The sequence below is a fragment of the Parafrankia sp. BMG5.11 genome (genome assembly GCF_004337455.1).
Genome location: NZ_SJXI01000037.1, coordinates 201,833 through 217,834, shown reverse-complemented (window position 1 = coordinate 217,834; position 16,002 = coordinate 201,833). Strand labels below are relative to the sequence as shown.

General features: G+C 67.3%; 14 protein-coding genes and 3 pseudogenes. 12 read left to right on the top strand and 5 right to left on the bottom strand.

Annotation, left to right across the window (positions count from 1 at the left end; translation table 11 throughout):
• Positions 1-946: 946 nt before the first annotated feature.
• The 3 genes from E0504_RS26145 to E0504_RS26135 all read right to left on the bottom strand — a co-directional run bounded on the left by E0504_RS26145 (position 947) and on the right by E0504_RS26135 (position 1,909).
• Entirely contained in the window at positions 947-1,249 is a 303-nt protein-coding gene (locus E0504_RS26145; RefSeq protein ID WP_020459472.1) for a transcriptional modulatorof MazE/toxin MazF, read from the bottom strand.
• Positions 1,236-1,469: a hypothetical protein gene (locus E0504_RS26140; RefSeq protein ID WP_112107904.1), complete on the bottom strand. Its 234-nt coding sequence runs from the start codon at positions 1,467-1,469 to the stop codon at positions 1,236-1,238. Before E0504_RS26140 ends, E0504_RS26145 begins: the two co-directional genes overlap by 14 nt.
• 152 nt (positions 1,470-1,621) lie before the next feature.
• On the bottom strand, positions 1,622-1,909 hold the full coding sequence (locus E0504_RS26135) for a hypothetical protein (protein ID WP_243657622.1): 288 nt from the start codon (positions 1,907-1,909) through the stop codon (positions 1,622-1,624).
• Between the two features lie 876 nt (positions 1,910-2,785).
• Here E0504_RS26135 and lnt point away from each other — a divergent pair.
• From lnt to E0504_RS26120, 4 genes and pseudogenes are all read left to right on the top strand, one after another.
• A complete protein-coding gene (gene lnt, locus E0504_RS26130) occupies positions 2,786-4,423 on the top strand; it encodes an apolipoprotein N-acyltransferase (RefSeq protein WP_131626013.1) in 1,638 nt (545 codons plus the stop codon).
• Between the two features lie 160 nt (positions 4,424-4,583).
• Positions 4,584-4,877: a helix-turn-helix domain-containing protein gene (locus tag E0504_RS26125; protein ID WP_071061835.1), complete on the top strand. Its 294-nt coding sequence runs from the start codon at positions 4,584-4,586 to the stop codon at positions 4,875-4,877.
• Positions 4,874-4,996 (top strand): annotated as a pseudogene (locus tag E0504_RS54335) (transcriptional regulator); the annotation flags it as partial. The gene E0504_RS26125 and the pseudogene E0504_RS54335, both read left to right, overlap by 4 nt.
• 59 nt (positions 4,997-5,055) lie before the next feature.
• Positions 5,056-5,319 (top strand): hypothetical protein, encoded by a 264-nt coding sequence (locus E0504_RS26120; protein ID WP_131626012.1) that lies wholly within the window; start codon positions 5,056-5,058, stop codon positions 5,317-5,319.
• A gap of 325 nt (positions 5,320-5,644) precedes the next feature.
• On the opposite strand, the gene E0504_RS26115 is transcribed toward E0504_RS26120, so the two are convergent.
• Positions 5,645-6,805, bottom strand: coding sequence for a glycosyl hydrolase 53 family protein (locus E0504_RS26115; protein ID WP_131626011.1), 1,161 nt, complete (start codon positions 6,803-6,805; stop codon positions 5,645-5,647).
• 799 nt (positions 6,806-7,604) lie between these two features.
• On the opposite strand from E0504_RS26115, the gene E0504_RS26110 reads away from it, so the two are divergent.
• The 3 genes from E0504_RS26110 to E0504_RS26100 all read left to right on the top strand — a co-directional run bounded on the left by E0504_RS26110 (position 7,605) and on the right by E0504_RS26100 (position 12,180).
• Positions 7,605-9,305: a glycosyltransferase family 2 protein gene (locus E0504_RS26110; protein ID WP_235014370.1), complete on the top strand. Its 1,701-nt coding sequence runs from the start codon at positions 7,605-7,607 to the stop codon at positions 9,303-9,305.
• A 62-nt stretch (positions 9,306-9,367) separates the two neighbouring features.
• On the top strand, positions 9,368-9,778 hold the full coding sequence (locus E0504_RS52255; RefSeq protein WP_235014368.1) for a CoA transferase: 411 nt from the start codon (positions 9,368-9,370) through the stop codon (positions 9,776-9,778).
• Between the two features lie 755 nt (positions 9,779-10,533).
• Entirely contained in the window at positions 10,534-12,180 is a 1,647-nt protein-coding gene (locus E0504_RS26100; protein ID WP_131626010.1) for a vanadium-dependent haloperoxidase, read from the top strand.
• A gap of 121 nt (positions 12,181-12,301) precedes the next feature.
• Here the strand turns inward: E0504_RS26100 and E0504_RS51400 are convergent, their stop codons facing one another.
• Positions 12,302-12,724: a WD40 repeat domain-containing protein gene (locus tag E0504_RS51400; RefSeq protein ID WP_235014366.1), complete on the bottom strand. Its 423-nt coding sequence runs from the start codon at positions 12,722-12,724 to the stop codon at positions 12,302-12,304.
• A 32-nt stretch (positions 12,725-12,756) separates the two neighbouring features.
• Between E0504_RS51400 and E0504_RS54330 the strand changes: the two are divergent.
• The 5 genes and pseudogenes from E0504_RS54330 to E0504_RS54325 form a co-directional block, all read left to right on the top strand.
• Positions 12,757-13,224, top strand: a pseudogene (locus E0504_RS54330) (fumarylacetoacetate hydrolase family protein); the annotation flags it as partial.
• A 336-nt stretch (positions 13,225-13,560) separates the two neighbouring features.
• Positions 13,561-13,992, top strand: coding sequence for a hypothetical protein (locus E0504_RS26085; protein ID WP_112107899.1), 432 nt, complete (start codon positions 13,561-13,563; stop codon positions 13,990-13,992).
• A 140-nt stretch (positions 13,993-14,132) separates the two neighbouring features.
• Positions 14,133-14,765, top strand: a complete 633-nt coding sequence (locus E0504_RS26080) for a DUF1003 domain-containing protein (protein WP_200835394.1) — start codon at positions 14,133-14,135, stop codon at positions 14,763-14,765.
• 1 nt (position 14,766) lies between these two features.
• Complete coding sequence (locus tag E0504_RS26075) at positions 14,767-15,795, top strand: diacylglycerol kinase family protein (protein ID WP_165938604.1); 1,029 nt, start codon at positions 14,767-14,769, stop codon at positions 15,793-15,795.
• Positions 15,716-15,981, top strand: a pseudogene (locus E0504_RS54325) (hypothetical protein). Before E0504_RS26075 ends, E0504_RS54325 begins: the two are co-directional and overlap by 80 nt.
• The last annotated feature ends 21 nt before the right edge of the window (positions 15,982-16,002 follow it).

The window sequence follows — 16,002 nt, the reverse complement described above, 5'->3', positions numbered from 1 at the left end:
CTAACGGCGACGACCACTAGCTTGATTCGGACCTGGTCGCCTGGCTAAGGGTGCGTTCTGCGTGGGTGTCCCGGTATCGGGATCATGGAAAACTTCCCCGGATTCCGCAGCCTCGCCGCCGCTCATCTGCTGGAAGCAGCTTCCTCACTCCACGTGAGACGCCATCTCAAGGGTCGCACAGCGCCCCGGCGCTTTCCAGGATTGTCGGCTGGGTGGAAAGGGTGTCAGCGCGCTGAGCCACGTTGCCCGCCACCCACGTCGATGTGCCGCGTGGACCGTCAGCCCCGCCGGTCCGGGCCGACCGGAACGGGAGTGGCGTGGCGTGAAACGACCCCGTAGAACAGTGCTGCGACCCCGACCGGCTGTGATAATCGTCACGTCAATGCTCTGTGTGGGCTGCTCGATGGAGATCTTTTGGACACAACTCAATTGTGTGCCCGACGCTCCTCGGTGACCTGCATATCTGCAGGTCAAGTACAGTGTTGGCCCCGGAGCGCCTTACAAGCGAGTGGTCGCAGGTTCGATCCCTGCCGCGCCCACGCGCCGGTTCCGGGTGTTCGCTTGATTTTTGATCAAGCTCGCGACCAGCTGCTATGTCCCCTCGGTGGCGGATCCTCGAACGCCTCGACGGATACAGAGATCGTTCCGTAGGCCCGCGTGTAGAGCACATCGTTCAGGCACAACACAAGTTTTCGATCATGCAGGTACCCGGCCAGGCTCACGGGACGTCCCTGATTGTCGGCGGTTGCCCGGGAACATCGAGCATCGACGATCTGACCGTCGAGATGTCATCCGTCGCGCCGCGGATCCTGTCCAGGATCGTCCGCAGCAACGCTCGTCGTACCAGCCTGGTGCTGACCGCGACGACTGAACCCGAGGCGGTTCACGCCCGACGCGGGTGTCGGCGCTCAACTGATCGAAGGCGCTGCTGCTTGCTGGCTCGCCTTTAGTGTCCGAGGACGCGGCGCAGGATCTGGTCGACCCGCTGCCATGCGTCGGAGGGGATGGGGCCGAGTGGATGGGACAGTCCGGAGACCGGCATCCACGCGACGAGTTCGGGCAGGATCGTGCCCCTGATCGGGGTGGTGATCCCGGCGTCGGCGGCGTAGTCGTCGTGGGGCAGCGGTTCACCGGGGATGACCGGGCAGGTCACGACTCGGCCCGTACCCGCTCGGTTGTACAGGTCGGCTGAAACGATCAGGGCGTGGGCTGGCGCGTCCGCGCGCGCCCACACCTCACCCTGCTGCACGGCGGCGCAGCTCCTCCAGGCGGGCGAACTCGGCGTCGAGGGCCTTGGGAGTCACTCCGAGCGCTGCGTTGCGCTGCTGCTGTCGAGCGAACCGGGCTGTCCAGATGGCCTCGGTCAGGGTCTTGTCGACCCAGGCTGACAGGGTGAGTCCGGCGGCTTCGGCCTGAGTTCGAGCGTCCTGCAGGGTGGCCTCACGAACCGACACGCTCAGATTCGGCATGCTACGCATCATAGGACGGCCCATCCCATCGGCAGTGCGATCTCGCTCTTCGCCGCGCCGTCCGGGAGGGTCCGGCCCAACCGGACCTCCACGCCCGCGCGGTGCCGGAGTCGAGGCCCGCCTCCGGCTCTGGTCCGCGTGAGGCGAGTCATTCAGTGGGCTGTCCGCGGCGGGGTCGGGTTGATGCTGTCGCTGTCCCAAGTGATCCGCTGGTCGACTGGGACGGGCATGGCTTCGAGCTGGTCGTCTGCGGTGAGGACGTTGATGCAGGCCTGGCTGCCGCCGACGTAGGTGGTCATCAGGTCCACATCGGTGGCGACGCACCATGCGCGGTCCTCGGGCCACCACAGGCTGGCCCGCCGATCCCAGGGTGGATGCTCCAGCGATGTGGTCGCCGCAGTCAGTGGGCCGGTCAGCAGGACCATGGGACGGTGCGTCATGGCGATGGTCGGAATTCCGGCGGTGGGCACGGCGAGTGCGCCGAATCCTCGCCATACGGCGAACCAGCACCGATTCGCGGTGGTCGTGTGCCGAGCGAGCAGGCCGGAAAGACGTGCTGGCTGTGGAACGGGGAGGGATCCTTGCGTTGGTTGGTTGTTCCACAGACCGGGCTGATCGCTGCTGCCCTGCAAGTATTGCCAGGAGCCAGTGATGGAGATCCACTCCATGGAGGGGTGGGGTAGGCGTTCATTTCCGCGGCACCAGGGAACCGACGGTGTAGCCGGGGCCGCGGGTTCCGTCCACGACCCAGCCCGCCGGGCTCACGTCGGTGACCAGCTCGGGTCCACCGATGGTAAACGGGGTTCCTTCCATGCGTTCAGTGTCACCGGGAGGCGGTGGCGGCACAACAAAGCTCGTACGGGAGGATGGCGCCTAGGATCGAGGTGAACATGATTTTCCCCACGTTGTGATCGCCTGAGTCATCGCCCGAGAGATTGTTTAGACACGACACAATTGTGTGCCCGACGCTTAGTAGCGACCTTCATATATGCAGGTCGAGTACAGTGTTTGCCCTCTGGAGCCTTACAGGCGAGTGGTCGCAGGTTCGACCCCTGCCGCGCCCACGCGCTGGTTCCGCATGCTCGTTGATCTCCGATCAAGCTCGTGACCAGCCGCGATATCTTTCGGGGACCGGTGCAACCCCATGAGCAACGCGCAGCGTGACCACCGTCGCGGGAGTGATTGGTCAGTCGGGTTCCGCTCAGGCGGTCGTCGAGTCGGGCCAGGGCCGAGTGGTTCTCCGCCTTCGACGAGCGGGAGTGGCCGGGCGGGCTCCTCCGGGCGCACGCCGCCGGGCCCGGTAGCACCATCGAGACATGGCCAGCAGCGCCGGCCGCCCCGTGTCCGTCGACGCGGGCGGGCATGTGTGGCTGGTGCCGACCCGGTGGTCCCGGTGGCGGTACCGGGCGCTGTCCGCGTTGCTCGGGGCGGTGCCCGCCGTGGCGTTCCCCGCGCTGTCGGCGTGGCCGGTCGGCTTCGTCGGGGTGGTGCCGGCAACCCTGGTGATCGTGGCGGCCGCCGTCCCGCGGGAGGCGGCGATCCGTGCCTGGTGCGGCGGTACCGGGTTCTTCCTGGCGACCTGCTATTGGCTGGTTCCGAACACCGGTCCGTTCATCGTCGTCCTCGGTCTGGCGCTCGGCGTCACCTGGATGCCGTGGGGTGTCCTGGTCTGGACGGCGCTGCGCCCCCGGCTGCCCTCCCAACCGCCCGGGTACCGCCGTCTCGCCTGGGCGCTGGTCGCCGTCCCGTCCGGCTGGGTGATCGGGGAGTTCGCCCGGTCGTGGGAGGGCTTCGGTGGGCCGTGGGCGCTGCTCGGTGCCAGCCAGTGGAACGCCCGACCGTTTCTGCCGCTGGCCGCCGTCGGCGGGGTGTGGCTGCTGAGCTTCCTGCTCGCTGCGGTCAACCTGCTGGTGGCTGCCGCGGTCATGCCGGGCCTGCGGTCGGGGCGGCGGCGACCGTGGCGGGCTGGCGTCGCGCTCGCAGCCGGCCTGCTCGTTGCCGTGATGGTGGCCGGTGCGGCGGCCGTGCCCACCCCGGCCAACACCGGCACGCTCACCGTTGGTGGCGTCCAGCCAGGCGTCGTCCACGGTGCCGACGTGCGGTTCGCCGACGGTGAGGCGGCCACCAGAAGCCTGGTCGGCACCGGGGTCGACCTGGTCGTGTGGGGGGAGAGCAGCGTCGGGTTCGACCTCGTCGACGACCAGGCACGGCTGCGCCGGCTCGAGGATCTGTCCCGCATGCTCGGTGTCCCGGTCTTGGTCAACACCGATGCGCGGCGTGCTGATGAGGTCGCCAGCCCCGACGACGGGGGCGGGGGGATCTACAAGTCTGCAGTGCTGGTCGGACCGGACGGCCCGCGCGGGCGGTACGACAAGATGCGGCTGGTGCCGTTCGGGGAGTACATCCCCTTGCGCCCCGTCTTCGGTTGGCTGACCGCGGTGACCGAGGCAGCCGCTGAGAACCGCCGCAAGGGCGTCCGGCTTACCGTGCTCGCCGCGGGGAAGCCGGACGGCAGGACGATCCGGCTCGGTCCGCTGGTCTGCTTCGAGTCGGCCTTCCCGGACATGACCCGCCGTCTGGCGAACGACGGCGCGGACGTGGTCGTCGTCCAGTCGGCCACCTCGACCTTCCAGGACAGCTGGGCACCCGATCAGCACGCCAGCCTCGCCGCGCTGCGGGCGGTCGAGGCGGGACGGCCTGTCCTTCACGCCACGCTGACCGGCGTGTCCACCGCCTTCGACGCCTCCGGCCGGCAGTTGTTCCGCCTGGGCAGGGACGGGCGCGGCGCCTATGTCGTAGACCTGCCGCTGACCAGCGCGACCGGCACCCCGTATGCCCGCCTCGGCGACTGGGTGCCCCTCGGCTCGCTCGCCATCGTCGCGGCCGTCGCGCTCGATGCCGCGGTGCTGCGGGCGGTCCGTCTGCACCGCGCCAGGCGCTTCACGGCGGGGTGATTCGGGGTGGCAGGGCGGGGCTGTCCGCGCCGACGAGGCTGTGCGGAACGCCTCTGGGACGGTTCACGGCCGTCGCGACGGCGCGGCGTAGTCCGAGGCAGGGGCGCGATTCCCTGCCAGGGAAGGGATCCCGCCCGGGCTGCACCGTACGGTGCGTGTCATGTCGGTACCGCAGTCCGCGTCACCTGCCGGTCCGCCGCTCGGAGAGCAGCTGCGCCACTGGCGGCGGGTACGCCGGATCAGTCAGCTGGAGCTCGCGTCGGCGGCGGGCAGCACGCCCCGTTACGTGAGCTTCATCGAAAGCGGCCGGGCGCAGCCCAGCCGACAGATGATCGGGCGGTTGGCCCGCGCCCTGGACGTGCCGCTGCGGGAGCGCAACGTGCTCCTGCTGGCCGGCGGCTACGCGCCGGCATACACCGCGGAGCCGCTGGACAGCCCCAGCTGGACCGCGTGAACACGGCGCTGTCGGCCCATGCTCCGCGGCCACGTCCGTTGCCGGCGGTGGTGCTGAACCGCAGCTGGGACCTGGTGCGGGCCAACAACGGTGCCCGGCTGCTGTTCGGGCGGCTGTATGCGCCGGATCCCCTGCCGGAGTCCGCGAACGTCCTCCAGATGGTTATCGAGCCGGGCCGGTGCGGCGTGCGGTGCGCAACTGGCACAGCGTCGTCCCGCATCTGCTGGAACGGGCCCGGCGCGAGGCTGTGGGCGGAGTATTGGATGAGCGCACCGATGCGCTGGTGCGCCGGCTGCGTGCGCGAGCCGACGTCGCCGCGCTGCTCGCCGCCCCCGAGCCGTGGGACGCCGCCGCGCCCGTGATCGACGTGCGGTTCGACGTGGCCGGCACGCCCTTGACCTGTTCTCCGTCGTCACATCGAGCGGCACGCCGATCGATGTGACCGCGCAGGAACTACGACTGGAGTCGTTCTTCCCCAGCGACGACGCCACCCGGGTGGTCTGGTCCCGCCTGTGCGCCGCAGGGGAGCAACATGGTGTCGTTCCCGGTGAGGTTCGGGCCTCTCCCGAGGACACGCGGGACGAGATACCAGGTGCCCCGCGCTGAGACGATTCCGAGTCGTCGTCCGGCCTGTTCGCGAAGGCTGTCCTTGGTGAGGATGCCCCGCTGCTGGTAGATGCCGACCTCAATCCGGGTCCGGAGGGGATAGGCCCCTACGCGGCGTCGTCCCGGCGGTCGTCCTCTTCGTCGCCTGGTGTGATCTGCGTTCACAGGCCGGTGGCGTCGGGGGGTGCGAACGCGGCGAGGCTGGGCAGCCCGACCCCGTTCCGGTCGAACATCGCGAGGTTCGCTCCGGGGATCGGCTCGCCGGGTTTGGGGGCAACTGTGAGCCAGCCGGGCTCCCAGGCGAGGAACCCCAGGCCTCGGCCGTCCGGAACGTCGTGGAGGATCTGCCGCAGCTCGGCGAAGAAGGCTGCCTGCCCGGCCGGCGTCGCCGGCACCGTCATGGCGTCCGGTAGCTGGTCGGGGGACGTGACCCAGTCGCCCAGCCCGGGGTCGACCAACGTCCACGGATACGCGGTCTCCGCGATGAGGATGTCCCGGTGGTACTGCCGGGCCAGGCCGTCGAGCGTCGCCCGTAGCGCCGCCAGGGAGCCGGTCCAGTACGGGTAGTAACTCACCCCGATGACGTCGAACGCGGTGACGCCCGCCTGGATGAGGTTGCCGAAGAAATACTCCGAGCGGCCGAGGTCGCCCCCGCTGTCGACGTGGAGGACGATGGCCACGGGCCGGCCCGACGTGCCTTCGCGGGCACCCTCGATCGCGCTGTTGACCAGCTCCGCGAGGCGTGACCACTGTGTTCGTGTGCCGTCCCGGACATCGCCGAGCGGCCAGAGCATCCCGTTGGTGATCTCGTTGCCGATCTGAACCATGTCGACGGGCGTTCCCTGCGCCGCCAGTCTGGCGACCAGACCGCGTGTGTATTCCCGGACCTTCGCTGCCGTCGTCACGAGATCGGCGCCACGCCACGCCACCGGGATCTCCTGTGAATGCGGGTCCGCCCAGAAGTCGGAATAGTGCGGATTAAGCACTATTCTTAGCCCCGCGTCCGTCGCGCGGCGTGCCAGGGTGAGGACAGACTGCTCGTCGCTGTATCCGGCGGGTGGATCGACCCAGACCCGGAGCCGGACGTAGTTCGCGCCGTGCGCCGCAAGGATCCTTTCGATGGGGAGGCGCCGCCCGCCGTCGGAGAGGCCGGTCCCAGCGGCCTCCTCCTGGAGCGTGAACGAGATGTCCGCGCCCCGGACGCTGAGGACCTCGCGTGACGGTCTGTCGCGCCCGGTCAGGACGGTGACCGTTACCGCCACCGTACCCGCGGCCACGATCAGGCTCACGATGTGAATCACGCGCGCGGCGCTGCCCCGCATGGGTCTCGGTTCCTCTTCCCGCAGGTCGCCTGCCCGTCAGCCGTCAGCCGTCAGCCGTCAGCCGTCAGCCGTCCGCCGTGTGCGTGCCCGGGGACGGTGACTCCGGGCTGCCGATTCACCGCGTTGTCGTGGAGCGCGCTCGGCGCGCGTACCGCCGGTGAAATATACCGCTTCGCCGACTTTCCGATCCTCGATCTTGGTTGCTGGTCTACATGGACTCTCACCCGGTGGCGCCGGACCGTCGGTGTCGGTGGTCGCTCTGGGTAATGAGGTTGTCGCGAAAGGTGCCAAGCGTTGCCAGTCGGATGATAGTGGTCTAGCCTCGAACATCATCCGGGCTATGCTGACCTTTGTGTGGGTGCCCCGGTCGAATGCCTGGGCTTGGGGGGGCGGACTTGCGGTGGCAGGTCATCGGGCGACGAGCTGATCGTCAGTGTTGGTCATGACGATGAAAGATCACTTTTTGTCGCGGAGGTGTTCGCCGGAGCGGGGTGCTTCTACTCGCGGGTGATCCCTTCGCCTCTGTAGCCTCGCCTTTCTTCTGTGTGACCGGCGGTGGCGCTCTTCCTCTCCGTGCACCTTGTGTGCGGGGACGCATGGTGGCTCTTTTCTTCGCCGCTCGTCGAAACGAGCGCGCGCATTCTTCTGGGGGAGACCGGTGAATGGTCCGGTGCGCGAGGCGTACCTTTCGGAGGATCTGGCGGGTGGTGTCGGGCCGCTGACCGTCCCCCTGCAGTACCAGAGGTTAGCGCCAAGCCTCCTGGAAAATTCCGGGAACCGGGTCCGGTCTACGGCCGTGATGAGCCGGTGGCAGAAACTGCAGTACTGGCTGATCACGGTGGGGTGGCTGGCTGCCACGGTGTTCTTCTGGTGGTGGTGGCTACGCGCCGACAACGTCGGCTCGATCGTGCTGTTCGTGCTGATGTCGGTGTCCTTCTTCTACGTGGGTACCCTCCTGGCGGGGATGTATCTGATTTTTGTCGGGCACATGCGGCGGCCCGTTCCCATTCCGGTGCGCCAGGCGGAGATCTCGGCGCCGATCCGGCGGGTTGCCGTCATCAGCCTCACCGTCCCCGGCTCGGAGTCCCTCGAGATCGTCCGTCGCCAACTGGTGGCGATGAGCAGGATCAGATATCCGCACGACAGCTGGATACTCGTCGACAAGGTCTCCTCACCGGAGATCGAGGAGCTCGCCCGGTCGGTAGGTGTCCGATACTTCTCGCGGCATGACGAGGCCCGCTGGGGGCGGGAGGGGGTGGCCGGCTGGAATCGCCGGAACCCGCCGTTCAAACGCAAGACCAAGGCCGGCAACGTCAACAGCTGGCTGGATGCCCACGGCCACGAGTACAGCCACTTCACCCAGCTCGACATCGATCACATACCGAACCCCGACTACCTGGACCGGGTGCTCGGCTACTTCGCCGACCCAAAGGTCAAGTGGGTGCAGGCGCCGAGTGTGTACGGGAATTTCGAACACTGGACCGCCCGGGGCGCGGCCGAGCAGGAACTGGGTCTGCAGGGACCGCTTCAGATGGGGTTCTTCGGGTTCTCGCGGACGCCCTTCATCATCGGGAGTCACTGCACCTACGACACGGCCGGCATCCTCGAGATCGGCGGGTTCCAGCCGACCAGGGCGGAGGACCACCTCGACACCGTCTGCCTGGCTGCGCGCGGATACCAGGGCGTCTTCGTCCCGGATGTCATCGCGACCGGTGACGGGCCCGAGACGTTCGAGACTTATCTGTCGCAGCAGTTCGCGTGGGCGTACTCGATGATCGAGGTCCTCCTGCGGCACACGCCCCGACTGCTCCGCCGGTACGGACTGCGGCAGGCCGTCCAGTTTCTCTTCGCTCAGACCTGGTACACCCTCTGGTCGCTGTCGATGCTGATCCTCTTCGCGCTGCCGCTTCTCGCGCTCTGCCTGAACCAGGCCATCGCGAAGGTCCACTATCTGGACTTCCTCGCCCACAGCGTTCCGCTGAGCGTCGCCTCGCTGCTGATCTGGTGGTGGAGCCGGCCGTGGCACGTGCCGACCGGTATACGGCTGACCTGGCGCGGGATCGTCCTGCATGCCGCCCGTTGGATCGTGGTCCTCTCCGCGCTCGTCCAGGTCGTCCTCAGAGTCAAGAAACCATACATGATCACGAAGAAGGGGGTGGGGGGTGAGGCCGGAGCCGTCTCGCTGCGACCCATGGCTCCCTACGTCGCGATGGTGGTCGTCCCGCTCGCGGCCTGCTGGACCTATCTCACCGTCCATCACGCGGGCGGGAGATCGGGCTATCTCCTGTTCGCCCTGCAGGACTCCCTGACCTTCCTGCTGGTCCTGTCCGTCGTGATCCTGCAGGAGGTCCGGCTGTCCGGAGACGGGGGTACGCCGCTCGCCGTTCGGCTGCGCCGCGCGGCGGCGCCGTTGGCTATGACGGGACTGCTCACGGCCGCGACAGTTGCCACCGCGATCGCCTCCTGGCACCCGATCTGGGTGGCGCTCTCCTCTGCGTGAGGTCGTGCGGGCGGGTGCGCGCCTCAACGGATGCCGTCGTCGACAGTGCCTGACCGGGGGCCATGGAGAAGGCGGGCTTCGGATACGCGCAGACGGCCGGCGTCACCCGCGGCTGGTGTGAGCGGGCCCCGTCCACTTTCGGTGCGGACAGCCCCTACGTCGGACGTGCCGGTCATGAGATCACCTTCCTCGGCCATTCCGGTGTGCTGGCCGCGATGGCGGAGCAGCTCCCGTGGATGTCCCGGGCACTGATCGCCGCGCCCGTGGCCGGTGCCGTCGCGGCGATGGCCGTGGCCGTGGCTGCCGCGTTCGCCGGTGCGGCTCGCACCGACACCCGCTGTTTCGTCGACGCCTCCATCGCGGACGCGTCGACGTGGCTGTTGTCCGGCATGCCGGGCTGCTTCGCCGGCGGTGCGTCCAGGATGGGATGGGCCGCGGGCCGACGGCTCTACCGATCTGTCAACGACCGATAGGTGACCGCCTCGGCGGCCGAACCCCGGACCTGGCGTGCCCTCTGCGGCGTCCTCGAAGCCGACGATCTCGTTGACCGGCTGACGGTGTCCGCCGAGGAACAGGCGGTCCAGTCGAACGGGCGGGCGGTGCTCGCTGGGAAAGCCGTGCCTGGCTCGACGTCGCCTGACGGCGCGAAGCCCCCTCGAGCGAGCCATCGCTCTCGCCGGCGCTCCAGTACGACTCGCTCAGGAGGCCCGGCAGTGCCGTGAGGAGTGTGATCTCCACGGCATCGGGTTCTCGAAATCGCCTCGATCGAGATCGTTGAGACACAACACAATTGTGTGCCCAACACTCCGGGGTGACCTGCGTTCATACAGGTCAACTACGGCGCTGGCGCCGTGGCGCCTTACAGGCGAGTGGTAGCAGGTTCGATCGATGATCAGGTGCCTGCAAAAGTGCGATAGTGCGGATATTTTAAATCCTGCCAATAGTGCTACAGTAAAACCCCTCGCGATCCGGAAGTGTACCTTCCCTCCGGCCGGCTACACCTATCGATCTCCGTGGCTACGGGACTTCATGTATGGCGTGTCGTCGACGACACGCCAGGAGGTTTTGCTGTAATAGCGGCGGGCTGTTGGCCCCGAAGCAAAGAATCCTCATGATGCCGGCAAGGGAGAAGGTAGGTATGAGAAACCGACAGTTAAGTCGTAAAGGATTTCTGGCGGGAATTTGGGGCGCCACCCTGTCCTGCCTGGCTGCGGCCACCGTCCCAATCATGTCGGCGGCACCCGCATCCGCATCAACCGAAACCGATAGAAATATAATCATCGACTGGTACCAGACCAGTGGGTTTCTGCTGTTCAACAGGGGTTTGACCAGCGCAACCCCGCCGTGGGTCTCCGCACCCGACAAAGCGATGGTCAACGGTGCGGTCTATGACGCGACAAACGGGATCTCCCGTACCCATCAGGCATACGTTGCCATACCTCCCTCGGCGGATCCGGGCGACTCTGTGGGAGCGGCGGCGGCGACAGCTTCCTACAGGGTGTTGTTGAGCCTCCTCCCGGAGATGGAAGCAATGCTCGATTCCAAATACCAGTCCACCCTTGCCTTGATTCCCAACAGCCCAGCGAAGAACGGCGGCATCGCTGTGGGTGAGGAGGCTGCATCGGCGATGCTCGCCGCCCGCCAGAACGATGGACGCAATGCGGAAGACGAGATCTTCCCAACCGGAAACGAGCCTGGGGAATTCCGGCCGGTACCTCCGAGCTACCAACTGGATGCCCATGCGTGGGTTAGGAATGTGAAGCCGTTCCTAATTCCCGGAGTTGAGCGATTTCAGGTTGAAGCGCCGATCCCGCTGACAAGTGAACGGTACGCGGCAGACGTCAACGAGACAAAGAGCCTGGGGTCGCAGTCAAGCACGACGCGGACGCCGGAACAACTTGATGTTGGACTATATTGGCAACAGGCGCCGTGGGGCGACATCGCCGCGCAACTCGCCCGGCGTCAGAGCCTTGATGGGTCAGAGACGGCTCGCCTGTTCGCCATGACAGCTCTTGCGGAGGCCGACGGCCAGATAATGGTTGGCCACAACAAGTACCTCTACCACAGGTGGCGGCCGGTTACGGCGATCCGCGAGGCTGACGCAGACGGGAACCCGGCGACAGCGGTCGATCCGGATTGGTTGCCGTTGGAAGACCAGTCGGAGTGGGAGCATCCGGAATACCCGGCGGGCCACAACTACGCTGCTGGAGTGTACACGAGGGCGTTCGAGGATTTCTTCGGCAGTGACACCATCGCCGGAGGCGCGATCAGTGTCTTCAGTCGGTCTTCCAACACAACCCGGAGCTTCACGAGCTTCTCTCAAATGGCAGAAGAGATGATCAATGCTCGGATCAACGTGGGGGTCCACTTCCGTACCAGTGGTGAGGTGGGTACGAGGGGTGGTCAAAAAATCTCTGACTACGAGTTCGAGAACTACTTCCAGTCGTGTGACCACACTGTGGCCGGCACTCATCAGGGTTCGCTGAGCTTGACCACGGGTGTTACGTGCCTGGCACCAGGCGCCAGAGTGACCGGTTCGATTAATGTCTCGGGTGGCGCTGGTTTCGTCGCTGATAAAGCCAGCATCGGCGGGTCGATCAACACCGGTGGCGCGACCAGAGTTCACATCCGTGACGTCGGTGTCGGTGGGTCGCTCAGCATCGGCCAGACAACCGGACAGGTGCTCGTTTCTCACACGAATATCGGGTCCTCAGTGCTGATAGTTAACAACAATACAGGGCAAAGGCCGATTGTGGTGTCGGGGAACAATATCGGCGGTAGCCTGTCCTGCTCTGGTAATCAGCCCGCACCTGTCAACTATGGAGTGCTGAACACCGTCGGGGGTTGGAAGAGTAATCAGTGCAGCAGTCTCTGAATTGAGCCTGAACGAGGGAAGACCGTTGCACCACCCGTCACCCGACTGATAGGTGGTGCAACGGTTGACCCCCGATCGTCCGCACCGCAGTGCCGCAAATTTTGGTTCGCGCGGCTCCTGGTCAGGGAAGGGCCCACAGTCGTATTGTGTTGTCCTTGCTGCCGCTGGCAAGGGTTTGGCCGTCCGGCGACAACGCTACCGACCAAATCCAGTCAGTGTGACCGGTCAGGGGCAGACCAGGTGGGCGGGGATGGGACCGGTCGGTCACGTCCCATACTCGTACGGTCTCGTCGTAGCTTCCGCTGACCAGGGTGTCGCCGTCCTGAGAGAACGTCACCGGTCCGACGGTGTTGGTGTGGCTGGTGATCGGTGCCCCGAGTAGACGGGGAGTAGACCGGTCGGTGACGTCCCAGAGTCGGATTGCGGTGTCCCTGCTGCTGGCCAGGGTGTGACCGTCCGGGGCGAACGCCATCGAGAACACCGAGTTGGTGTGGCCGGCGAGGGGCTGGCCGAGCGGGGCTTGGCGCGCCCTGGTCGGACACATCCCACAACCGCACTGTCTGGTCGCCGGAGCCGGTCGATACCGCGGCTCGGACCACCGGGCAGCTGCTGGCCGACCTGCGGGCGGTCACCGGCACCGTGCCCGTCGCTCGCCCCCGTCTCGCTCCTCACCGCGCCGTGCAGGGTGGTCGCGCAGATGACCAACTACGCCTCCCACGCGGCCGACGCCGGCTTCGGCCCGAAGGCGGTGCCGCTGACGTTCTTCCGCAAGGCGTCCGGATCGATCAGCGGCCCCCACACCGACATCGTCAAGCCGGCCCACGTGCGGCTGCTGGACTACGAGGTGGAAATCGGGTTGGTGCTCGGCCGCGAAATACCGGTCGACGCCGAGATCGGCGAGGATATCCTGGCCGAGTATGTGGCCGGGATGGTGGTCACCAACGACGTCTCCGTGCGCGACGTCCACTGCCCAAGACCCAGTTCTACGAGTCGAAGTCCTACCCCACCTTCACCCCGGTCGGGCCCGCCCTGGTGCTGCTGGACGACGGTCACGACCACGCCGACCGCTGCCGCGCCCTGCCCCCTCTCGCCCCGCCCCGTCTACCGTGCCCTGCCCCTCGGTCAGCCGTCGCCCGTCCCGGGAGCAGACCGGGATAAAGACGGGCAGCGGACCAAATCGTCGCGAGAAATAGGACGACTTCGCCATGTACGCCTTTGGGTGCAACAGGGATATCGGGAGGTAAGCCCCAGGTGGGCTAACGTGGGCCGCCACGACCCCTCCCGTGTTCAGGAACCGGGGGTAAAGGGCACGTACGACTATGACCAGGCGGCTGCCGAGGCAGCCGGAATCATGCAGAGATCCCCGGGGAGGGTCAGTCGATGAAGTCGCTGTCCGAACAACTCACCGAACTTTCCGACCGGACGAGGCACGTCGAGGACGTCGTCGGTGCGGCGCGGGAGAAGAACCGGGCGCGCCTCGAGGCGCAGCGGGAATCGATCAAGACGTCGGCCGAAGCCGGCGCGGCCAAGGCATCGGAGCAGATCGCGCAGGCGGAAGCCGGCGCGGAGGCGCGGTGGAACGCCGTGCGGTCGTCGGTGAACGAGCGGTTCTCCGAGTTGCGCGCCGAGGCGGAGCAACGGCGCGCCGAGCGGGACGTCCGGAAGGCCGAGCACCGCGCCGACAGGGCTGAGGAGGACGCCGTCGACGCCATCGACGTGGCGCTCCTCGTGATCGACCAGGCCGAGTACGCCATCGCCGACGCCGTCATCGCCCGCGCCGAGGCTGACGAGTTTGCCTCGAGCCGCAGCTAGCGCTTCCGCGGCACTCGTCGGGAATGTGCCGGGAAGCACCCGGAAAGCACCGCGTCGAACGAGCACCAGGCAACGGGGCGAGCCCCCAGCGGCGCAACCACCGCCCATCTGGGGTCAGCGGTCGACGGGATACGGATGCCTTGGCGGCCACGCGGCGGCTCATCGGCCGGTCAGCCACCCGGCGCGTGGTCGCCATGGGCGACCGACCGATCTTCCCGGGTGAAAAGCGTACGATTTCGCTGAGCCCTTCGGACACACCAGTGGCAAAGAACCTGTCGTTGCTCGGCGGATTCGACGCGCCTGAACGAAGGACCCCTACCGTGCTGCCCACGACCAAGAAAGCCACGAGCGCACAGCGACAATTTCACCCGGCCGTCGTGTCCGAATTGCGTCGGCGACGCGACGACATCCAGTTGCGGATCGCCGACAGCATCATCGCCTTCGCCGGCTCGATGCAGTTCGTCTATCTGCACGCTGCCCTCTTCGCGGCCTGGACGATCTGGCTGGAGAAGCACCTTTGGTCGACCCTGACGCTGTTTGTGTCGCTTGAGGGGATCTTCCTCTCCACCTTCGTGATGATCGGCCAGAACCGCCAGTCCGCCTTTGCGCAAGAAAAAGCAAACCACGACTTCCATGTGGCCGAGCAGGACCTTCACGAAGACACCGAGCTTACTCGTCTGGTCCACGACCTTCTCGTCGAGATCCGCAACGGCTCCCGGGAGCAGGCGGAACGCGCGGTCGAAGAGCGGACGGGAGTGGGGGGAGGGGAGTGAGGTGGCATCGCTCGACCCGTCGGCGACGAGCCCGTCCGATCGCCGGCTGTCGCGTTACGGCTGGCAGCCCGTCGACCCGCCGCGCCGGCCGGTGTTGTTCATCAACCCGAGGTCCGGTGGTGGCACGGCGGCTCGCGCCGGGCTGGCCGAGCGGGCCCGCGAACGCGGGGTCGAGTCGGTCCTCCTGGCCCCGGGCCAGAACCTGGCAACGCTGGTTGACGACGCCGTGGCCAGCGGCGCCGACGCGGTCGGGATGGCCGGAGGCGACGGGTCGCTGGCGGTGGTGGCCACCGCCGCCGCCGCGCACGGGCTGCCCTTCATCTGCGTCCCCGCCGGCACGCGCAACCACTTCGCGCTCGATCTGGGGGTCGACCGACGCGATCCCGGGGGCGCGCTGGATGCCTTCACGGACGGGGTCGAGCGCCGGATCGACGTGGCCGACGTGAACGGCCACCTGTTCGTCAACAACGTCTCGCTCGGAATCTACGGCGACGCCGTCCGCCAGCCCGCCTACCGCGACGCCAAGCTGAGTACGCTCCTGCGGACCGCCGAGGAGGTACTCGGGCCCAGCTCACCCGCGTCCGATCTGCGCCTGGTCGACGACCTGGGACGCGAACACCGTCAGCTCGCCGTGGTGCTGGTGTCGAACAACCCCTACGCTCTGGACCACCCCCTGCACCGCGGCACCCGCCCGGCGCTCGACACCGGCCAGCTGGGAATCGTCATTCTGGACCGCCCCGGCGACGGAGTTCGCCCCCCGGGGCGGGCTTGGAGCGCACAGGGTCTGACGGTCAGCGCCACCGCACCGGTGCACGCGGGCATCGACGGCGAGGCGGCGGAGCTACACCCGCTGCTGCGGTTCGCCGTCCGGCCCGCGGCGTTGCGGGTCCGGATCTCGGCCCGCCATCCCGGCGCCTCGCCGTCAGCGCGGTTCCCGCCCGTCAGACTGCCTGCGCGCCAGGGCGGGTCTCGGCTTCTACGAGCGGGCGATCGGCGTGCGGGCGGACTGGTCCAACCAGGATTTCGCTGAGCTCAGGACCACCTGCGCCACGCTCGCGATCGCCGGCACCCGCACCGTCGCGCTGTTCGCGCCGGACGCCGCCCGCCCGTCCGACAACCGTTCCGTGACCCCGACGGCAACCCCGTCAACTTCTTCACCCCGGTGACCCCGGCTGCCATCGCGAAGTTCGGTCAGCTGCGAGCAGCCTCGAGGTGACCGCCTTCGCCTCCCGGAGCC